The following is a 19,300-nucleotide window of genomic DNA, read 5'->3' as shown; positions in this document are numbered from 1 at the left end:
TGTTGGAAGCATCGGGATGCCCCATTGAAAGCCGTCCGCAGACCGGTTCCCCGCCCTACTCCAGCACCACCTTGGCCTCTTTCACCAGGCGCGCAAAGCGCTCGGTGTCGTCCTTGATCTGGCGGGCCATTTGCTCGGGCGTGTTGCCAATGGGGTCGGCGCCAATGTCGTCCATCTTCTTGCGGAAGTCGGCCGACTGGATGATCTTGACCATCTCGGTGTTCAGCCGCGTGACCACGTCTTTGGGGGTGCCTGCGGGGGCCAGCACGCCAAACCAGGTGCCCAGGTCAAAGCCTTTGAGCCCGGCTTCGTCCAGCGTGGGCACATCGGGCAGCGCGGCAGAACGCTTGGCCGTGGTCACCGCCAACGCACGCAGTTTGCCCCCCTTGATGTGTTGCAGCACGGGCGTGATGGTGTCGAACGACATGGTGATCTGCCCGCCCAGCAGGTCGGTCGTCATGGGGCCGCTGCCCTTGTAGGGCACATGCAGCAGTTGCACCCCGGCCATGGATTCAAACTGCGCGCCAATCAGGTGCTGGCCCGTGCCGTTGCCGTTGGAGCCGAAGGTGAGCTTGCCCGGGGCGCGCTTGGCCTGGGCGATCAGCTCGGGCACGGTGCGGATGGGCGTGGCCGCATCGGCCTGCACCACCAGCACATTGGGCACCATGGCCACGGTGGTGACAGGGGCGAGGTCTTTTTGAAAGTCGTACGCCAGCTTGCGGTACACGCTGGTGGCAATGGTGTGGTGCACCGCGCCCATCAGCAGGGTGTAGCCATCGGGCTTGGCTTTCGCCACAAAGTCGACGCCCAGCGTGGCGCCTGCACCGGGTTTGTTCTCCACGATGACGGGCTGGCCCAGGCTTTTGGCCAGCTCTTGCCCCAGCGCGCGGGCCAGCACATCCGTCGTGCCCCCGGCGGGGAAGGGCACGACCAGACTGACGGCTTTGGTGGGCCAGGCCTGGGCTGCGGCCGTGGTAGCCAAAGCGCACAGCAGGGCAGCGCCTGCCAAGTGGCGCAAAGTATGGCGCTTGGGGGATTGAAACGTGGTCATGGCTTGTCTCCAATATCGTTCTGCGAAGGGGTGCCCCACCCTCACGCCTCTTGTCGGGAGCGTATTGGCGGGGGAAATGGATTCAGAGGGATTCAGGCAGCGGTGGCCAGTCGCTCGCACACAGCACGTGTCACCTGCCCTGTGGTGGCTTTGCCGCCCAGGTCGCCGGTGTGCAAGGTGGCATCGGCGGTGACTTGCTCTATGGCTGCCATCAGGCGCTTTGCAGCGGCGTACTCACCCAGGTGTTCGAGCAGCATCACGCAGCTCCAGAACGTGCCCACGGGGTTGGCCAGGCCCTTGCCCATGATGTCGAAGGCCGAGCCGTGGATGGGCTCGAACATGCTGGGGTAGCGGCGCTCGGGGTCGATGTTGCCGGTGGGCGCAATGCCCAGGCTGCCCGCCAGCGCGGCGGCCAGGTCCGAGAGGATGTCGGCGTGCAGGTTGGTAGCGACGATGGTGTCGAGCGTGGCCGGGCGGTTGACCATGCGAGCGGTGGCAGCGTCTACCAGTTCCTTGTCCCACTTCACATCAGGAAACTCCTGGCTGATTTGCAGCGCAATCTCGTCCCACATCACCATGGCGTGGCGCTGGGCGTTGCTCTTGGTGATGACGGTGAGCAGCTTGCGGGGCCGCGACTGGGCCAGGCGGAAGGCAAAGCGCATGATGCGCTCGACCCCGGCGCGGGTCATCACGCTCAGGTCGGTGGCCACCTCGATGGGGTGGCCCTGGTGGGCGCGACCGCCCACACCGGCGTATTCGCCCTCGGAGTTTTCGCGCACGATGACCCAGTCCAGGTCTTGCGGCGCACAGCGCTTGAGCGGCGCATCAATGCCCGGCAGGATGCGCGTGGGCCGCACGTTGGCGTACTGATCGAACCCCTGGCAAATCTTCAGCCGCAGGCCCCACAGCGTGATGTGGTCGGGGATGTGTGGGTCGCCCGCCGAGCCGAACAGGATGGCGTCCTGGCCGCGCAGTTGCGCCAGGCCATCGGCGGGCATCATCTCGCCGTGGGCGCGGTACCAGTCGCCGCCCCAGCCATAGCTGGTGAACTCAAACGCCAGGCCGGGCTGGGATGCGGCCAGGGCCTGCAGCACTTCTTGCCCAGCGGGAATCACTTCCTTGCCAATGCCGTCGCCAGGGATGCAGGCGATGCGGTGGGTTTTGGGGGTGGCTTGTGTCATGTCATGGTCTCCTGATCTGAAGGGGGGTCTGCGGTGGCGGGGTGTTCTCGGCATCCATGGGGTCTTGGCCTGAGAACCGGTTCACAAAGCCGCCATGGGGCAAATCTAACGAGCAACGGATTCAAAAAGACACCCTTCAAGTTATCCTGTTGTTAACTTGAAAGAAACAATGAGCACACCGCTTTCTGCCCCTTCCGAGATGGCGTTCTTCAGCCTGCTGGCGCGCTGCGGCAGCTTTTCGGCCACGGCGCGCGAGTTGAACGTGAGCACGCCCGCCGTCAGCAAGCGCCTGGCGCAGATGGAGGCGCGGCTGGGCGTGCAGCTGCTCAACCGCACCACGCGGCGCGTCAGCCTCACGCCCGAGGGCGAGACCTATCTGGCGCACGCGCGGCGCATCCTGGCCGACATTGCCGACATGGAGCAGCTGGTCTCGCGCACGCAATCCACCCCGCAGGGGCTGCTGCGGGTGAATGCCACGCTGGGCTTTGGGCGCAGCCACATTGCGCCGCTGATCTCGGACTTTGTGCGCAGCCACCCGCAAGTGCAGGTGCAGCTGCAGTTGTCGGTAGACCCGCCGCCGCTGGCGTCGGACGCGTTTGACGTGTGCATCCGCTTTGGCGAGCCGCCCGACGCGCGCGTGATTGCACGGCGCATTGCCCCCAACCGGCGCCTGCTGTGCGCATCGCCCGCCTACCTGGCGCAGCGCGGCACCCCCAAAATACCGAGCGACCTGGCCCGCCACGATTGCATAGGCATACGCCAGGGCGACGACGCCTACGGCCAGTGGCGGCTGAGCCCTGCCCGCAAGAGCAGCGCGGTGGAGGTGGTGAAGGTGCGCGGCGGCCTGAGCACCAACGACGGCGAGATCGCCGTGAACTGGGCGCTGGAGGGCCACGGCATCGTGATGCGCGCCGAGTGGGACGTGGCCCGCTACCTGCGCAGCGGCCGCCTGGTGCAGGTGCTGGCAGACCACCACACGCCCCCGGCCGATATCTACGCCATCTACCCCCAGCGCCACCAGGCGGCGGCGCGGGTGCGGGCGTTTGTGGACTTTTTGGTGGGGCGGTTTGCCAGCAGCACGCCGGGGGATTGAGCCCTTTTCACCTTAAACAGTCCACCAAAAGTGTATACAAAACACCGCTTGCGGCTATCATGCAGCGCATGGACAACTCGACCACCAGCCTCATCGTTTCGCGCCTGACCCGCGCCATCGTCGAGCACCGCCTGCAGCCGGGCACCAAGCTGGCCGAACAAAAGCTGGCCGACCACTTTGGGGTGTCGCGCACGCTGGTGCGGCAGGCGCTGTTTCAGCTGGCGCAAAACCGCCTGGTGCGGCTGGAGCCCGCGCGGGGCGCCTTTGTGGCCGCCCCCTCCGCCGACGAGGCGCGCCAGGTGTTTGCCGTGCGCCGCATGCTCGAAGCCGAGATGGTGCGCGCCTTCATGCGCCAGGTCACCCCCGCCAAGCTGCGCGCCCTGCGCGAGCATGTGGCCCGCGAGAAGCAGGCCGTGGCCCAGGGCGACGCGCCCGAGCGCACCGAGCTGCTGGGCGACTTCCATGTGCGCATGGCCGAGCTGATGGGCAACCAGGTGCTGGCGCAGATGCTGGGCGATTTGATCTCGCGCTGCTCGCTCATCACGCTGATGTACCAAAGCGCCAGCGCTGCCGAACACTCGCACGAAGAGCACGCCGACATCGTCAAAGCCCTGGGGGCCAAGGACGAAGAGCACGCCGTGCAGCTCATGCAGGCACATTTGCTGCATGTGGAAGAAAGCCTGATCTTTGACCGCCCAGCGCCCATCAACGACCTGTCTCTGGCGCTGTCTTGAACCCTGTCTTGGCAGTGCAGCCTGACCCGCCCCTTTCAAGCCCACCCACCATGATCTACGACGCCACCGCCCCCTACCCCCGTGACCTGATCGGCTACGGCAAAAACCCGCCCCACGCCCAGTGGCCCGGCGGCGCCCGCATTGCGGTGCAGTTTGTGCTGAACTACGAAGAAGGCGGCGAGAACGCCACGCTGCATGGCGATGCGGGCAGCGAGCAGTTCCTGTCGGAAATGTTCAACCCCGCCAGCTACCCCGAGCGGCACATGAGCATGGAAGGCATCTACGAATACGGCTCGCGCGCCGGCGTGTGGCGCATCCTGCGCGAGTTTGAAAAGCGCAAGCTTCCGCTCACGGTGTTTGGCGTCTCGACCGCGCTGCAGCGCCACCCCGAGCTGACGGCGGCCTTTGTGGAACTGGGCCACGAGATTGCCTGCCACGGCCTCAAGTGGATCCATTACCAGCACATCCCCGAAGCGGTGGAGCGCGCCCACATGCAGGAGGCGATGGACATCATTGAGCGCATGACCGGCGAAAGAGCGCTGGGCTGGTACACCGGGCGCGACAGCCCCAACACCCACCGCCTGGTGGCCGACTTTGGCGGCTTTGCCTACGACAGCGACTACTACGGCGACGACCTGCCCTTTTGGATGAAGGTGCAGCGCACCAACGGCACGGCGGTGCACCAGCTCATCGTGCCCTACACGCTGGACTGCAACGACATGCGCTTTGCCCTGCCCCAGGGCTATTCACACGCCGACCCGTTCTTCCAGTACCTGAAGGACACGTTCGACGCGCTGTACGCCGAGGGTGACCCCGCCGGTGACAACGCCCCCAAGATGATGAGCATCGGCATGCACTGCCGCCTGCTGGGCCGCCCGGGCCGCATCACGGCGCTGCAGCGCTTTCTGGACCACATTGCGCAGCACGACAAGGTATGGGTGGCAAGGCGCATCGACATTGCCCGCCACTGGGCGCAGCACCACCCGGCGCCCGCCGTGTGAGCCCCATTGATGAATCAAATTGGCCTCCAGCGCTTATCAATCAAGCGCGAGCAGCTCACTTTTTTGAAGCACCCACCATGCCACTGACCCTGGAACAACTCAACGCCGCCAGCCCCACCGAAGCGCTGGCGCTGCTGGACGGGCTGTACGAACACTCGCCCTGGATTGCCGAGCAAGCCCTGGCACAGCGGCCCTTTCGCAGCATGGCGCACCTGCAGCATGCGCTGGCCCAAGTGGTGCGCACGGCGGGCACCGAGGCGCAGCTCGGCCTGATCCGCGCCCACCCCGAGCTGGCGGGCAAAGCCATGGTGGCCAAGAGCCTCACCGCCGAATCCACCCACGAGCAAAGCAAGGCGGGCTTGACGCAGTGCACGCCCGAGGAGTTTGAGCGCATTCAGCAGCTCAACGCTGCGTACAACGAGCGTTTTGGCTTCCCGTTCATCCTGGCGGTGCGTGGGCCGCGCGGCACGGGCCTGCCCAAGCAGGAGATCATCGAGACTTTCGCCCGGCGGCTGGACAACCACCCCGAGTTTGAATTGGCCGAGGCACTGCGCAACATCCACCGAATTGCCGAGATTCGCCTGGGCGACAAGTTCGCCGCCGAGCCCGTGCTGGGCAACGACGTGTGGGACTGGCAGGAAAAACTGGCCGAACACTCCGACCCCGGCTTTGCCGAAAAGGGCCAGCTCACCGTCACGTATCTGACCGACGCACACTGCGCCTGCGCCCAGCGCATCAGCCACTGGATGCGCGACTGCGGCTTTGACGAGGTGGAGGTGGACGCCGTCGGCAACGTGGTGGGCCGCTACCACCCGGCCACGGAAGGCGCGCGCTACCTCATGACCGGCAGCCACTACGACACGGTGCGCAACGGCGGCAAGTACGACGGGCGCCTGGGTATCTTCGTGCCCATGGCCTGCGTGCGCGAGTTGCACCGCGCGGGCAAACGCCTGCCCTTCGGCCTTGAGGTCATCGGGTTTGCCGAAGAAGAAGGCCAGCGCTACAAGGCCACCTTCCTGGGCTCGGGCGCGCTCATTGGCCACTTCAACCCCGCCTGGCTGGACCAGAAGGACGCCGACGGCGTGACCATGCGCGAAGCCATGCAGCATGCAGGCCTGTGCATTGACGACATTGCCAAGCTGCAGCGCGACCCGGCGCAGTACCTGGGCTTTATCGAAGTGCATATTGAACAGGGCCCGGTGCTCAACGAACTGGACCTGCCCCTGGGCGTGGTCACCTCCATCAACGGCGGCGTGCGCTTTGTGGCCGAGATGATTGGCACCGCCAGCCACGCGGGCACCACCCCCATGGACCGCCGCCGCGATGCCGCCGTCGCCGTGGCCGAGCTGGCGCTTTTCATAGAACAACGCGCCGCGCGGGACGGAGACTCGGTGGGCACCATTGGTCTGCTCAACGTGCCCGGCGGCTCCATCAATGTGGTGCCGGGGCGCTGCCAATTCAGCCTGGACCTGCGCGCCCCCACCGACGCGCAGCGAGATGCACTAGTGCGCGATGTGCTGGACGAACTCGCCCGCATTGCCCAGCGGCGCGGCCTGCGCTACACCCTGGAAGAATCCATGCGCGCCGCCGCGGCACCCAGCGCGCCCGCGCTGCAGCACCACTGGGAGCGTGCTGTGGATGCCCTGGGTGTACCGGTGTTCCGCATGCCCAGCGGCGCGGGGCACGACGCCATGAAACTGCACGAAATCATGCCGCAGGCGATGCTGTTCGTGCGCGGCCAAAACTCGGGCATCAGCCACAACCCGCTCGAATCCACCACCAACAACGATATGCAGCTGGCCGTGGACGCCTTCACCCAGGTGCTGCGCCAACTTGCCGAGGAACCACAACCATGACTACGAACAACAACTACGCCGCGCTGGACGCCTGGATTGACCAGCACTTTGACGAGGAAGTGCGCTTTTTGCAGGCCCTGGTACGCGTGCCCACCGACACACCGCCCGGCAACAATGCGCCCCATGCCGAACGCACGGCAGAGCTACTCAAAGACTTTGGCTACGAGGCCGAGAAGCACGCTGTGCCCGCTGCCGATGTGCAGGCATACGGCATGGAGTCCATCACCAACCTGATCGTGCGCCGCCCCTACGGAGCGCCGGGCGATGGCGGCAAGACCATTGCCCTGAACGCCCACGGAGACGTGGTGCCACCCGGTGAGGGCTGGACCCACGACCCCTACGGCGCCGAAATCGCAGACGGCAAGATGTATGGCCGCGCCACCGCCGTGAGCAAGAGCGACTTTGCCAGCTTCACCTTTGCCGTGCGGGCGCTGGAAGCCGTGGCCAAGCCAACAAAGGGCGCTGTGGAGTTGCACTTCACCTACGACGAAGAATTTGGTGGCGAACTGGGCCCTGGCTGGTTGCTGAAGAACGGCCTCACAAAGCCCGACCTGATGATTGCCGCTGGCTTCAGCTACGAGGTGGTGACCGCCCACAACGGCTGCCTGCAAATGGAAGTGACTGTGCACGGCAAGATGGCCCACGCCGCCGTGCCCCACACCGGCGTGGATGCGCTGCAGGGCGCGGTGCACATCCTGAACGCGCTGTACGCGCAGAACGACGAGTACAAGAAGGTCACGTCCAACGTCGCGGGCATCAAGCACCCCTACCTGAACGTGGGCCGCATCGAAGGCGGCACCAACACCAACGTGGTACCGGGCAAGGTCACCTTCAAACTCGACCGCCGCATGATCCCCGAGGAAAACCCGGTGGAAGTGGAGGCCGCCATCCGCCACACCATCACGCAGGCCACGGCCGAGCGCGCCGGGCTCAGCGTCGAGATCAAACGCCTGCTGCTGGCCAACGCCATGACGCCACTGGCGGGCAACCAGCCGCTGGTCGATGCGATCCAGAAACACGCACAGGCGGTGCTGGGCGAGCCCGTGCCCGCCGTGGGCACCCCGCTGTACACCGACGTGCGCCTGTATGTAGAGCGCGGCATTCCCGGCGTGATCTATGGCGCAGGGCCGCGCACCGTGCTCGAATCGCACGCCAAACGCGCTGACGAGCGCCTTCAGCTCGAAGACCTGCGCCGCGCCACCAAGGTGATCGCACGGGCGCTGAGCGATCTGCTTAGCTGAGCGGTGCGGTGGGCATGCACACATGCCGGCCAGCACACCTGGCTGGCATGCCGCACAGCCCCAAAAGCCCCCGCGAAGCCTTTGAAAACCCCGGCATCTGATACCAATGGGTTAGTCAGACTTCATTCAGGTTGCCCAACAATCGGGTTATCCTGTGGCCAATCTCAGTCCTCAGCCCTGCCCTGCAGCCAACCGCAGGGCAACTGCCCGCCGCCCTACCTGTGCGTTGCGGGGCACCTTGCCAGCCTTGCCGCACATCGGCGGCCCCGTCTGGCCGGGGGCGACTGATGAGAACGCTGCGGCCCCTGCGGCGCGAGCCTTGCGCGCAATGAGGGGGCGCCATGCAGCATACGCATAAACCGATACCGCCCGCTGGCACAGCGTCAGGTACGCTTGCCGCCAATCTCCGTCCTGGACTCTCTGAAATCCGTATGACACAGAACATTTCTGCCGCCGAACAGGCCTTGCGCGACGCAGCGCGCGAATACCACCGCAACCCCAGCCGGGGCAAGATCTCCGTCACGCCCACCAAGCCCCTGTCCAACCAGCGCGATCTGTCGCTGGCGTATTCGCCCGGCGTGGCCTATCCCTGTCTGGACATCGCCGCCGACCCATCGAAGGCGTTTGACTACACATCCCGCGGCAACCTGGTGGCCGTCATCACCAACGGCACGGCCGTGCTGGGCCTGGGCGACATTGGCCCACTGGCCAGCAAACCGGTGATGGAAGGCAAGGGTTGCCTGTTCAAGAAGTTTGCGGGCGTCGATGTGTTCGACATCGAACTGGCCGAGCGCGACCCAGACAAGCTCATCGAGATCATCGCCAGCCTGGAGCCCACACTGGGCGGCATCAACCTCGAAGACATCAAGGCCCCCGAGTGCTTCTACATCGAGCAAGAGCTGTCCAAGCGCATGAACATCCCGGTGTTCCATGACGACCAGCACGGCACCGCCATCATCAGCAGCGCCGCCCTGCTCAACGGGCTGGAGCTGGTGGGCAAGGACATTGGCAGCGTGAAGCTGGCTGTGTCGGGCGCCGGTGCCGCCGCCATTGCCTGCCTGAACGTGATGGTGGGCCTGGGCGTCAAGCGCGAAAACATCTTCGTGTGCGACTCCAAGGGCGTGATCTACGAAGGCCGCCCTGGTGGCTACGATGAATCCAAAGCGCAATACGCGCAAAAGACCGACGCGCGCACCCTGGCCGATGCTGTGAACGGCGCCGACGTGTTCCTGGGCTGCTCGGCCCCCGGCGTGCTGACGGCCGAGATGGTCAAGACGATGGCGGCCAAGCCCATCATCCTGGCGCTGGCCAACCCCGAGCCCGAAATCCGCCCCGAGCTGGCCAAGGCCGTGCGCCCCGATTGCATCATTGCCACCGGCCGCTCGGACTACCCCAACCAGGTCAACAACGTCCTGTGCTTCCCGTACATCTTCCGGGGCGCGCTGGACTGCGGTGCCACCAAGATCACCGAGGCCATGAAGCTGGCCTGCGTGCGCCAGATTGCCGACCTGGCCAAGGCCGACATCAGCGAGGAAGTGGCCAACGCCTACGCAGGCAAGGAGCTGACCTTTGGCCCCGACTACCTGATCCCCACGCCATTCGACTCGCGCCTGATCCTCAAGATCGCGCCCGCCGTGGCCAAGGCCGCCGCCGAATCCGGTGTGGCCACGCGCCCCATCGAAGACATGGAGGCTTACAAGGAGAGCCTGTCGCGCTTTGTCTACCAAACCGGCATGCTCATGCGCCCCGTGGTCACAGCCGCCAAGGCCCTGCCTGACGCCCAAAAGCGCGTGGCCTACGCCGATGGCGAAGACGAGCGCGCCCTGCGTGCCGCGCAGATGGCCATCGACGACAAGATTGCCCACCCCATCCTGATCGGCCGCCCCGCTGTGATTGCCGCCCGCATTGAAAAGGCCGGCCTGCGCATGCAGATTGGCAAGGACGTGGAGGTGTGCAACCCTGAAGACGACCCACGTTTCCGCCAATACTGGGAGCACTACCACGCACTGATGAAGCGCAACGGTGCCACCCCCGAAGTGGCCAAGGCCGCCGTGCGCCGCTCCAACACCATCATCGCCTCGCTGATGGTCAAGCTCGGCGACGCCGATGCCATGATCTGCGGCCTGGTAGGCTTGTACGAAACGCACCTGGAGCGCATCCACAGCATCATCGGCCGCCAGGCGGGTGCCAACGACTACGCCGCACTGAATGCGCTGATGACCAACCAGGGCTCACTGTTCATCGCCGACACCTATGTGAACGAGAACCCCACGGCCGAGCAACTGGCCGACATCGCCTGGATGTCGGTGCAGGAAGTGCAGCGCTTTGGCATTCCGGCCAAGGTGGCGTTTTTGTCGCACTCGAGCTACGGCTCGTCCAAGCGCCCCTCAGCCCGCAAGATGCGCGAAGCACGCGACATCTTCGTGGCGCGCCACCCCGAAATCGAGTGCGATGGCGAACTGCACGGCGATGCCGCGCTGGAACCCGGCATCCGCAAGACCTACATGGCCGAAGGCGATTCGACCCTGAGCGGCTCGGCCAACCTGCTGGTCTGCCCGAACATCGACGCTGCCAATATCCTGTACAACGTGCTCAAGACCACCACCAGCGGTGGCGTGACGGTGGGCCCGATTCTGATGGGCTCGGCCGCCACGGCATACATCCTGACGCCTGCCGCCACCGTGCGCCGCGTGTTCAACATGACAGCACTGGCCGTGGCCAGCGCCGCAGCGCGCGTGGCCTGATCGATCCGCGCCCCCCAAAAAGAAAGGCCCTTCGGGGCCTTTCTTTTTGGGGAGGGATTGAACCGCAGACTTGAACGCGGTCGCGTCAGTGCACGGCCACATCCACAAAGTCCGCCACCGGCGGCAGGTGCTCAGCCAGCCATTCCGAGTCCAGCTGCAGCGCCTGCTTGATCTCCTCAGGCAGGCTGGCAATCGTATCGGCGGGGGACTTGGGCTCTTCCAGCCCGATCTCGGCCAGCAGCATGGCCACATGCACGATACCGCCCAGGCGGCAAAACGGGGTCGCGGCCACGGGGTCTTCGGCGGTTTCCAGGGCCCGCACGATCGAATCGGGGAAACGCCAGCGTTTGGCCAGCTCGGCCGTCACCTGCGCCTCGGTAAAGCCTAGCAGGCGCTTTTCGCGCTCCCAGCGGCCGCCCGCCTGGTGGGGCAGTTGCTCAATGGCGGCCATTTGCTCGGGCGCCTTTTGCGCAATGATCAACTCGCCAATGCGCACCAGGAACCCGGCCAGCCAGGACTGCTGCACATCCGAGCCCAGCGTGCGCGCCAGCCACTGCGCATACCCTGCGGTGGCCATGCTCTCCTTCCAGAAGGCATCGGCCTCCACACCCGGCGTGTCTTTGAACATGCCACTCATGCAGGCGGCCAAGGCCAGGGTGCGCACCTGGTTCAGCCCCACCAGGGTCAGCGCATCGTCCAGCGTGGCCACCTGCCGCGCCAACCCAAAGCGGGCGCTGTTGGCCAGGCGGATGAGCTTAGCCGTCAGGGCCGGGTCACGCGCGATGGCGTTGCGCACCTTCTCAAACGGGATGTCATCGTCCTGCATCGTCGCCACCAGGTCCCGCGCCACGTCGGGCATGGTGGGCAACTGCACGTTGTCAAAAAACTCGGTCAGGTGTGGCATGGGTGAGCCCTCTCGTGGGTCTTTAAAGAACCCGAAGACGCAAGCCTTCGCGCTGCAGTGCAACGGGCTGCGCACCCATCCCCAGGAACCCTGTCCAACAGCGCCTGTGGTCTGCGAGGCCATGCCCTGATTTTTGGATGCTGCGACTTCGTTGTACCACCGCGGCCGCGCCCCCGTCTGCGTGTTTGTCCCAATCCGTTGCAACGGTGCACGCACCATTTCGGGAAACCCTCCATGCCCAACCGCACCACTTCGGTGAAGAATGGTTTGACGCGCTGAGCCACCCCTGTCAGAACCCGGTAATGTGTTTGAAAGCGGGCATCGTTTTTGCTGACTAGCCTGTACAGCCACCTTCTTCCTTCTCTTCTTATTTGGCAACCGCCAGGAGCTATCCCATGAAAAAAAGAACGTTCATGCACACCGCAGCGGCACTGGCGCTGGCCAGCGCATTGCCTGTGGCGCATGCGCAAAGCACGCCCATCAAGTTCCAGCTGGACTGGCGCTTTGAAGGCCCGGCTGCGCTGTTTTTGCAGCCCGCCGCCAAGGGCTACTTCAAGGCCGCAGGGCTGGACGTGACGGTGGACGCTGGCAACGGATCGGGCGGCGCAGTGCAGCGCGTGGCCTCAGGCACCTACGACATGGGCTTTGCCGACCTGGCCGCCGTGATGGAGTTCCACGCCAATAACCCCGACGCGCAGAACAAGCCGGTGGCGGTGATGATGGTCTACAACAACACGCCCGCATCGGTGATGGCGCTCAAGAAAAGCGGCATCGCCACGCCCGCCGACCTGGCTGGCAAAAAGCTGGGCGCCCCGGTGTTCGATGCAGGCCGCCGTGCCTTCCCCATCTTCCAAAAAGCCAACAAGGTCGGCAACGTGCAATGGACGGCCATGGACCCCCCACTGCGCGAGACCATGCTGGTGCGCGGCGACCTGGACGCCATCACCGGCTTCACCTTCACCTCGCTGCTGAACCTGGAAGCCCGGGGCGTAAAGACTGCCGACGTTGTCGTGCTGCCTTATGCCGACTTTGGCGTGAAGCTGTACGGCAACGTGATCATTGCGTCGCCCAAACTCATCAAGGAGAACCCGGCCGCCGTCAAGGCCTTCCTGTCGGCCTTCACCAAAGGGGCCAAGGAAGTCATCGCCAACCCCGCTGCCGCCATCGAGCATGTGCGCGCACGCGATGGCATCGTGAACGTGGCACTGGAGACGCGCCGCCTGCAACTGGCCATCGACACCGTGGTCAACAGCGCCGATGCACGCGCCGAAGGCTTCGGCCAAGCCAAACCGGGCCGCCTGTCGCTGATGGCCTCGCAGGTGTCCGACGCTTTCAACACCAAGACCCGCGTGAACGCAGACGATGTGTGGAACGGCAGCTTCTTGCCCAGCGCCACCGAGCTGAACATCCTGCCGAAGAAATAAGCACCGCCTGCGCCACTATCAATTCAATAGCTGCTAGCGCTTATCCAATAAGCGCTAGAGGCATTTTTTACTTAAAACCATGCAGGCTGCCGAATCCTATTTCGTGGATTTTCGCGATGTCTGGCTCGCCTACAACGACGAGCTGCGCGCGCAGAACCACTTTGCAGTCGAAGCCATCGACCTGCAAATCCGCCAGGGCGAGTTCATTGCCATCGTCGGTCCGTCTGGCTGTGGCAAGTCCACCTTCATGAAGCTGGCCACGGGGCTGAAGATGCCGTCGATGGGCAAAATCCTCATCGACGGCAAACCGGTGACCGGGCCGCTCAAGGTCTCAGGCATGGCGTTCCAGGCGCCCTCGCTGCTGCCCTGGCGCACCACAGTCAACAACGTGCTGCTGCCGCTGGAGATCGTGGAACCCTACCGCAGCCACTTCAAGCAAAAGCGCAAGGAATACGAAGAGCGTGCCCGCAAGCTGCTGCAAAAGGTGGGGCTGGCAGGGTATGAGGACAAGTTCCCCTGGCAGCTGTCGGGCGGCATGCAGCAGCGCGCCAGCATCTGCCGCGCCCTCATCCACGAGCCCAAGATGCTGCTGCTGGACGAGCCCTTCGGCGCGCTGGACGCCTTCACGCGCGAAGAGCTGTGGTGCATCCTGCGCGACCTGCAGGCCGAGCAGAAGTTCAACGTCATCCTGGTCACGCACGACCTGCGTGAAAGTGCCTTTCTGGCCGACACGGTGTACGTGATGAGCAAGAGCCCCGGCCGCTTTGTGGTCAAGCGTGAGATTGACCTGCCCCGCCCCCGGGACCTGGAAGTGACCTACACCAAAGAGTTCACCGACATCGTGCACGAGCTGCGCGGCCACATCGGGGCCATGCGAAAAGCTGGCGCGCCCATCCAGCAATAAGGCCAGACCACCATGCACAAAAAAACCGTAGAACGCTGGTCCCCCTGGCTGCTGCTCGCGGCCACTATCCTGCTGTGGCAAATCATCTGCTCGGCCTTTAATGTGTCCGAGTTCATCTTCCCCAGCCCCTGGGCCATTGGCACGCAGCTGGTGGAGTTTGGCGGCGTCATCGCAGGCCATGCGTGGCGCACCTTCTGGGTCACCATGGCGGGGTTTGGTATCGCCATCGTCGTGGGGGTGCTGTTGGGCTTTGTGATTGGCAGCTCGCGCCTGGCCTATGCCGCCGTGTACCCGCTGATGACCGCCTTCAACGCCCTGCCCAAAGCGGCCTTCGTGCCCATCCTCGTGGTGTGGTTCGGCATTGGGGTGGGGCCCGCCATCCTCACGGCCTTTCTCATCAGCTTCTTCCCCATCATGGTCAACATCGCCACCGGCCTGGCCACGCTGGAGCCCGAGCTCGAAGACGTGCTGCGCGTGCTGGGCGCCAAGCGCTGGGATGTGCTGACCAAGGTGGGCCTGCCCCGCTCACTGCCTTACTTCTATGGCTCGCTCAAGGTCGCCATCACCCTGGCCTTTGTGGGTACCACGGTGAGCGAAATGACGGCCGCCAACGAAGGCATTGGCTACCTGCTCATCAGCGCGGGCTCGTCCATGCAGATGGGCCTGGCCTTTGCCGGGCTGATGGTGGTGGGCGCGATGGCGATGGCCATGTACGAGCTGTTCAGCTGGGTCGAGAAGCGCACCACAGGGTGGGCGCACCGAGGTTCCCAGGGCGAATGAGCCAGGCGCGGGGGGCCGTCCGGTCGGCCCTTCCCCGCATGCCCCCGCTCAGGGAAAAGACCGGCGCGAAGGAAAGTCTCCGTCCGACTCCCACAGCCCAGGCTGCGTGCGCGCACGCACGGCCCAACCCTGCTTTGTTTGCATGTAGCGGCGATAGCGGGTCGTGAAGTGCCCCTCCTGCGGCTCGCTGCGGACCGACAGCAATTGCTCCGCAGCGCCCACGCGCACCCTCTTCCATGCGGCCTTGCCGGTGTGGGCCAGCACGATGGGCTGCCACTGCCCCCCTGCAGCGCGGGCCTGTGCAGGCTCCAGCCGCTTGGCCATGACCTGGATCGGCCGGGTCAGCAAGCCGCTGTAGCTGCCTGCAGGCGCCGTCAAGTCCACCGTCACCAGCACTGCGGGGGCATGCGTACCGCGCAGCAAAGCGTGGTCCAGCCGGGCCAGGGGGGCCTCCAGCGTGATACTGTCCAGCAAGGCTCCGTCGCAACCCAGCAGTTGCAAAACGGCGGGCGCGCCGGGGGCTGGGTCGCCACTGGCCCACAGGCGGTCCAGCGCATGGGGTGTCAGCCCGTCATCAAGCACCAGCGCCACCGTCTGGCAGCCCACAGCCAGCCGATCCCCGGCATGCACCAAAGAATGGGCGGCGACCAGCACAAGCGCCAGCCAAGGGGACTTCAACGTCATGATCAGGGCACCTCGATACCGGAAGAAACAACACCCAGAACCGGCGCGACCGCAGGCAGGTGCAAGTCAAAATGAAACGGGATTGTAGGCAGCCGCACCGCACCAGAAGCCGGGCCTGCGCGCTGGGCTTGACATTGCCAACACCTGGGCCAAACCCCAGCCGCTACACTCCCCGCCTCGAATGACAACAGGATCCTGCACATGCGGTTGGACGTTTTCCTGCGCCCACTGGCGCTGCTGATTTGCGCGGGCCTTGCTGCATGCGGCGGCACACAGCCCACCCAGCCTGTGGCGGCCGGACCGGCCGCAGCCACCACGGCAGCGCCCACAGTGGCCCCCATTAAGGTCGGCATCGCTTTGGGTGGCGGCGCTGCCAAAGGCTTTGCACACATCGGCGTGATCAAGATGCTGGAGGCCAACGGCTTCGCGCCCGCAGTGGTCTCTGGCACCAGCGCAGGCAGCGTGGTCGGTGCGCTGTATGCCAGCGGCATGAACGCTTTTGAGATGCAGGAAAAAGCCGTGGCACTGGACGAGGCCAAAATCCGCGACCTGCAGTGGTCGTCCGGCGGCCTGCTGCAAGGCCAGAAGCTGGAAGACTATGTGAACGAACAAGTGCGCCGCAAACCTCTGGAGCAAATGACCAAGCCCTTCGTGGCCGTGGCCACGCGGCTGGAAGACGGCGAACGCACCGTGTTTGCACGCGGCAACACGGGCCAGGCCGTGCGTGCATCGAGCAGCGTGCCGGGCGTGTTCCAGCCCGTCACCATCGGCAAGTACCACTTCGTGGACGGCGGCATCGTAAGCCCCGTGCCGGTGGATGCTGCGCGCCAGTTGGGTGCGGACATCGTGATCGCCGTGGACATCTCCAACAAGGCCCGGGGCCAATCGCCCGGCGACATGCTGGGCACGCTGGGCCAGTCCATCGCCATCATGGGCCAAAAGCTCGGCCAGGCCGAGCTGGCCCGCGCCGACGTCATCATCCGCCCCCAGGTGCTGGACATTGGCTCGGCCGATTTCAGCCAACGCGCCAATGCCATCCTCGAGGGCGAAAAAGCCGCCCTGGCCGTGATGCCCCAAATCCGCGAACGCATCGCCCAACTGCAAACCGACCGTGCCAACGCTGCGCGCACCGCCCAGCAAAAAGCAACCGAAGCCCAGTACCAAGCCTGCCTTGAAAAACGCAGCAGCCTGCAAAAGCTGGCAGGCATGGCTCGGCTGGACGACTCCTGCTCGGCGCCGAAGTAAGCAAACTGGCACCCAAGAGACGTCTCCAACACGCGCCCCTACGGTACAGTCCACGGCACGCCACCGCAGCGCCTCTCGCCTCATCTCACCCGCCCGCTTCCCCCATGTCGTCCCCCTTCTCCGCCGTCAAACCCAGCCTCAAACTGGCCGACCAAGTCGCCAGCACGCTGGAGACCGAAATCCGCGCGGGTCGCATCCAGGCGTCTGAGAAGCTGCCCACCGAGGCTGCGCTAGCGCAGCAGTTCCAGGTCAGCCGCACCGTGGTGCGCGAGGCCATCTCGCGGCTCAAATCGCTGGGGCTGGTGGACTCACGCCAGGGCAGTGGCGTGTATGTGCAGGCCCCGGGCATCGAGCCCCTGCACTTTGAGTTGCCCCACGCCGCATCGCGCGAGGCGGTCATGCAAATCGTGGAGGTGCGCCGCGCCCTCGAATCCGAAGTGGCCGAGCTGGCCGCCCAGCGCCGCAGCGATGCCGATGTGCAGGCCATTCGCACCGCCATGCAACGCATCAGCGATGCCGTGCAGGCCGGGCGTGACGGGGCCGAGGAGGATGTGGAGTTTCACCGGGCGATTGCGCGGGCGGCGGGCAACCCGTTTCTCATCAGCACGCTGGACTACCTGGCCCGCTTTCTTCAAGGCGCCACACGCGTCACCCGCGCCAATGAGGCCCGGCGCAGCGACTTTGCCCAGGCCGTGACGCAGGAGCACGAGCAGATCGTGCGCGCGATTGAAGCTGGTGACGCCGCCGCAGCCCGGCATGCCGCCACCGACCACATGCGCAACGCGCTGCGCCGCATTGAGCAGGCCGACCCCGCCTTCTGGGCGCAGGACGGTGCACGCCTGGCACAACCCCTGGTGGTGGACACAGCCCCCTCGCAGCGCGGCTGAAGAGAGCCCCACGCCGAGCGCGTGCAACTACAAGCCGTTGCGTCAACGTAGGCGCGCCACACCCACCGAAATCAGTGCACCTTCAGGGTTAACCCGTAACAAACCGCCACATTAAATTTGTATGATAACCATATAAACACACCAACTTGAGCAGCGCCGCGTGTGCTCGCTCAGCCATCCCGGAGATATCTCGTTCATGTCCACCCTCGCACTTCTCAGCATCGGCGCCGGCAGTATTGCCCTGCTCCTGTTGCTCATCATCCGCTGGCAAGTCCACGCCTTCGTGGCGATGATGCTGGTGAGCTTTCTGGTGGCGTTTGCCACGGGCATGCCCATTGGCGACATCATCAGCACGCTGATTGCGGGCATGGGCGGCACGCTGGGTTCGGTCGCCATCCTGGTGGCGCTGGGCTCCATGCTGGGGCGCATGATCGAGGTCTCTGGCGGTGCGGCCAGCCTGGCCAACCGCTTCACGCAGCTTCTGGGCCCCACACGGGTGCCCATGGCCCTCACGGCCGCAGCGCTGGTTCTGGCCATCCCGGTGTTTTTTGACGTGGGCTTCATCATCCTGGTGCCCATCGTCTACGGCTTTTGCAAGGCAGCGGGCGTCAACCCCATCAAGTTCGGCCTGCCCGTAGCGGGCATCATGCTGGCCGCACACGTGGTGGTGCCACCGCACCCCGGCATCGTGGGTGGGGCAGCCATCGTCAAGGGCGACATTGGCTGGATCACCATCATTGGCCTGGCCATCTGCATCCCTCTGGCGGCGCTGTCACAGTATGTGTCGGGCTGGCTCAACCGCAAGGGCTACCCCCTGCTGCCCACCACGGCCGAGCAATTTGCAGCCTTTGGCAACAGCGAAGACAGCAAGACCACCCCGGCGGGCAAAGCCCCTGGCGTGGGCACCATCATGGCGCTGATCGTGATCCCCCTGGCCCTCATCATGGCGGGCACCACCGGCGCCACGCTGCTGCCCAAGGGCGACAACCTGCGCAACGTGCTGGGCTTCATCGGCTCGCCCATCTTCGCGCTGATGGTGGCCGTGGGCCTGGCGATGTTCCTGCTGGGCCGCAACCAGGGCTGGAACCGCGAGCGCACCAACGCCATCATGGAATCCGCCCTGCCCCCTGCCGCCACCGTGATTTTGGTGACTGGCGCAGGCGGCGTGTTTGCCAAAGTGCTCACCGCCAGCGGCATTGGCACAGCGCTGTCGCAAAGCCTCACCGCTACTCATCTGCCGCTCATCCTGCTGGCGTTCATCATCTCGCTGGCGCTGCGTGCCGCGCAGGGTTCGGCCACCGTGGCCATCATCACTACCTGCGGCCTGCTGGCCGACGCCATTGCAGGTGGCGGGTATTCCCCCTTGCAAGTGGCGCTGCTCACGGTTGCCATTGGCTTTGGCAGCTTGGGCCTGTCGCACGTCAACGATTCGGGCTTCTGGATCGTGACCCGTTACCTGGGCCTGAGCGTGGGCGATGGCCTGCGCACCTGGACGGTGCTGACCACTGTGCTGGGCTTGGCGGGCTTTGCCCTGACTGCCCTGCTGTGGGTGGCCGTTGCCTGATTTTTTC

General features: G+C 65.2%; 16 protein-coding genes. 12 read left to right on the top strand and 4 right to left on the bottom strand.

Going from position 1 to position 19,300, the window contains the following annotated elements; translation table 11 throughout:
* Nucleotides 1-55: 55 nt before the first annotated feature.
* Complete coding sequence (locus tag CLU88_RS00305; protein WP_099654882.1) at nt 56-1,051, bottom strand: tripartite tricarboxylate transporter substrate binding protein; 996 nt, start codon at nt 1,049-1,051, stop codon at nt 56-58.
* A gap of 92 nt (nt 1,052-1,143) precedes the next feature.
* Nucleotides 1,144-2,232, bottom strand: a complete 1,089-nt coding sequence (locus CLU88_RS00300) for a tartrate dehydrogenase (protein WP_099654881.1) — start codon at nt 2,230-2,232, stop codon at nt 1,144-1,146.
* Nucleotides 2,233-2,401: 169 nt separating this feature from the next.
* On the opposite strand from CLU88_RS00300, the gene CLU88_RS00295 reads away from it, so the two are divergent.
* From CLU88_RS00295 to CLU88_RS00270, 6 genes are all read left to right on the top strand, one after another.
* A complete protein-coding gene (locus CLU88_RS00295) occupies nt 2,402-3,325 on the top strand; it encodes a LysR family transcriptional regulator (RefSeq protein WP_099654880.1) in 924 nt (307 codons plus the stop codon).
* A gap of 68 nt (nt 3,326-3,393) precedes the next feature.
* Nucleotides 3,394-4,059, top strand: a complete 666-nt coding sequence (locus CLU88_RS00290) for a GntR family transcriptional regulator (RefSeq protein WP_099658530.1) — start codon at nt 3,394-3,396, stop codon at nt 4,057-4,059.
* A 50-nt stretch (nt 4,060-4,109) separates the two neighbouring features.
* On the top strand, nt 4,110-5,060 hold the full coding sequence (puuE, locus tag CLU88_RS00285; RefSeq protein ID WP_099654879.1) for an allantoinase PuuE: 951 nt from the start codon (nt 4,110-4,112) through the stop codon (nt 5,058-5,060).
* A gap of 77 nt (nt 5,061-5,137) precedes the next feature.
* On the top strand, nt 5,138-6,916 hold the full coding sequence (gene uraD, locus CLU88_RS00280) for a 2-oxo-4-hydroxy-4-carboxy-5-ureidoimidazoline decarboxylase (RefSeq protein WP_099654878.1): 1,779 nt from the start codon (nt 5,138-5,140) through the stop codon (nt 6,914-6,916).
* Nucleotides 6,913-8,157 (top strand): ArgE/DapE family deacylase, encoded by a 1,245-nt coding sequence (locus tag CLU88_RS00275; RefSeq protein ID WP_099654877.1) that lies wholly within the window; start codon nt 6,913-6,915, stop codon nt 8,155-8,157. Before uraD ends, CLU88_RS00275 begins: the two co-directional genes overlap by 4 nt.
* Nucleotides 8,158-8,588: 431 nt before the next feature.
* Complete coding sequence (locus tag CLU88_RS00270; protein WP_099654876.1) at nt 8,589-10,901, top strand: NADP-dependent malic enzyme; 2,313 nt, start codon at nt 8,589-8,591, stop codon at nt 10,899-10,901.
* Nucleotides 10,902-10,986: 85 nt separating this feature from the next.
* On the opposite strand, the gene CLU88_RS00265 is transcribed toward CLU88_RS00270, so the two are convergent.
* Nucleotides 10,987-11,805 carry an HDOD domain-containing protein gene (locus tag CLU88_RS00265; protein ID WP_099654875.1) on the bottom strand — a complete coding sequence of 273 codons (819 nt, stop codon included), beginning with the start codon at nt 11,803-11,805 and terminating at the stop codon, nt 10,987-10,989.
* Nucleotides 11,806-12,200: 395 nt separating this feature from the next.
* Here CLU88_RS00265 and CLU88_RS00260 point away from each other — a divergent pair, with 395 nt between their 5' ends.
* From CLU88_RS00260 to CLU88_RS00250, 3 genes are all read left to right on the top strand, one after another.
* On the top strand, nt 12,201-13,229 hold the full coding sequence (locus CLU88_RS00260; protein WP_099654874.1) for an ABC transporter substrate-binding protein: 1,029 nt from the start codon (nt 12,201-12,203) through the stop codon (nt 13,227-13,229).
* A gap of 79 nt (nt 13,230-13,308) precedes the next feature.
* Entirely contained in the window at nt 13,309-14,133 is an 825-nt protein-coding gene (locus tag CLU88_RS00255; RefSeq protein ID WP_099654873.1) for an ABC transporter ATP-binding protein, read from the top strand.
* Between the two features lie 12 nt (nt 14,134-14,145).
* A complete protein-coding gene (locus CLU88_RS00250) occupies nt 14,146-14,913 on the top strand; it encodes an ABC transporter permease (RefSeq protein ID WP_099654872.1) in 768 nt (255 codons plus the stop codon).
* 48 nt (nt 14,914-14,961) lie between these two features.
* Here the strand turns inward: CLU88_RS00250 and CLU88_RS00245 are convergent, their stop codons facing one another.
* A complete protein-coding gene (locus tag CLU88_RS00245) occupies nt 14,962-15,597 on the bottom strand; it encodes a hypothetical protein (protein ID WP_099654871.1) in 636 nt (211 codons plus the stop codon).
* A gap of 201 nt (nt 15,598-15,798) precedes the next feature.
* On the opposite strand from CLU88_RS00245, the gene CLU88_RS00240 reads away from it, so the two are divergent.
* The 3 genes from CLU88_RS00240 to CLU88_RS00230 all read left to right on the top strand — a co-directional run bounded on the left by CLU88_RS00240 (nt 15,799) and on the right by CLU88_RS00230 (nt 19,293).
* On the top strand, nt 15,799-16,842 hold the full coding sequence (locus CLU88_RS00240) for a patatin-like phospholipase family protein (protein ID WP_099654870.1): 1,044 nt from the start codon (nt 15,799-15,801) through the stop codon (nt 16,840-16,842).
* Nucleotides 16,843-16,946: 104 nt separating this feature from the next.
* On the top strand, nt 16,947-17,729 hold the full coding sequence (locus CLU88_RS00235; protein ID WP_099654869.1) for a FadR/GntR family transcriptional regulator: 783 nt from the start codon (nt 16,947-16,949) through the stop codon (nt 17,727-17,729).
* Nucleotides 17,730-17,925: 196 nt separating this feature from the next.
* The gene (locus tag CLU88_RS00230) at nt 17,926-19,293 is read left to right on the top strand and encodes a GntP family transporter (protein ID WP_099654868.1); all 1,368 of its coding nucleotides are present in this window, start codon (nt 17,926-17,928) and stop codon (nt 19,291-19,293) included.
* Nucleotides 19,294-19,300 lie beyond the last annotated feature (7 nt).

Origin of the sequence: Acidovorax sp. 56 (assembly GCF_002749705.1) — a bacterium.
Classification (GTDB): domain Bacteria; phylum Pseudomonadota; class Gammaproteobacteria; order Burkholderiales; family Burkholderiaceae_C; genus Acidovorax.
This window is presented reverse-complemented; position numbering and strand designations above follow the sequence as displayed.

Bases quoted from the DNA above. Each gene is read 5' to 3' on its own strand.
- CLU88_RS00305 (WP_099654882.1), bottom strand. From the start codon at position 1,051: ATGACCACGTTTCAATCCCCCAAGCGCCATACTTTGCGCCACTTGGCA.
- CLU88_RS00300 (WP_099654881.1), bottom strand. From the start codon at position 2,232: ATGACACAAGCCACCCCCAAAACCCACCGCATCGCCTGCATCCCTGGC.
- CLU88_RS00295 (WP_099654880.1), top strand. From the start codon at position 2,402: ATGAGCACACCGCTTTCTGCCCCTTCCGAGATGGCGTTCTTCAGCCTG.
- CLU88_RS00290 (WP_099658530.1), top strand. From the start codon at position 3,394: ATGGACAACTCGACCACCAGCCTCATCGTTTCGCGCCTGACCCGCGCC.
- puuE (WP_099654879.1), top strand. From the start codon at position 4,110: ATGATCTACGACGCCACCGCCCCCTACCCCCGTGACCTGATCGGCTAC.
- uraD (WP_099654878.1), top strand. From the start codon at position 5,138: ATGCCACTGACCCTGGAACAACTCAACGCCGCCAGCCCCACCGAAGCG.
- CLU88_RS00275 (WP_099654877.1), top strand. From the start codon at position 6,913: ATGACTACGAACAACAACTACGCCGCGCTGGACGCCTGGATTGACCAG.
- CLU88_RS00270 (WP_099654876.1), top strand. From the start codon at position 8,589: ATGACACAGAACATTTCTGCCGCCGAACAGGCCTTGCGCGACGCAGCG.
- CLU88_RS00265 (WP_099654875.1), bottom strand. From the start codon at position 11,805: ATGCCACACCTGACCGAGTTTTTTGACAACGTGCAGTTGCCCACCATG.
- CLU88_RS00260 (WP_099654874.1), top strand. From the start codon at position 12,201: ATGAAAAAAAGAACGTTCATGCACACCGCAGCGGCACTGGCGCTGGCC.
- CLU88_RS00255 (WP_099654873.1), top strand. From the start codon at position 13,309: ATGCAGGCTGCCGAATCCTATTTCGTGGATTTTCGCGATGTCTGGCTC.
- CLU88_RS00250 (WP_099654872.1), top strand. From the start codon at position 14,146: ATGCACAAAAAAACCGTAGAACGCTGGTCCCCCTGGCTGCTGCTCGCG.
- CLU88_RS00245 (WP_099654871.1), bottom strand. From the start codon at position 15,597: ATGACGTTGAAGTCCCCTTGGCTGGCGCTTGTGCTGGTCGCCGCCCAT.
- CLU88_RS00240 (WP_099654870.1), top strand. From the start codon at position 15,799: ATGCGGTTGGACGTTTTCCTGCGCCCACTGGCGCTGCTGATTTGCGCG.
- CLU88_RS00235 (WP_099654869.1), top strand. From the start codon at position 16,947: ATGTCGTCCCCCTTCTCCGCCGTCAAACCCAGCCTCAAACTGGCCGAC.
- CLU88_RS00230 (WP_099654868.1), top strand. From the start codon at position 17,926: ATGTCCACCCTCGCACTTCTCAGCATCGGCGCCGGCAGTATTGCCCTG.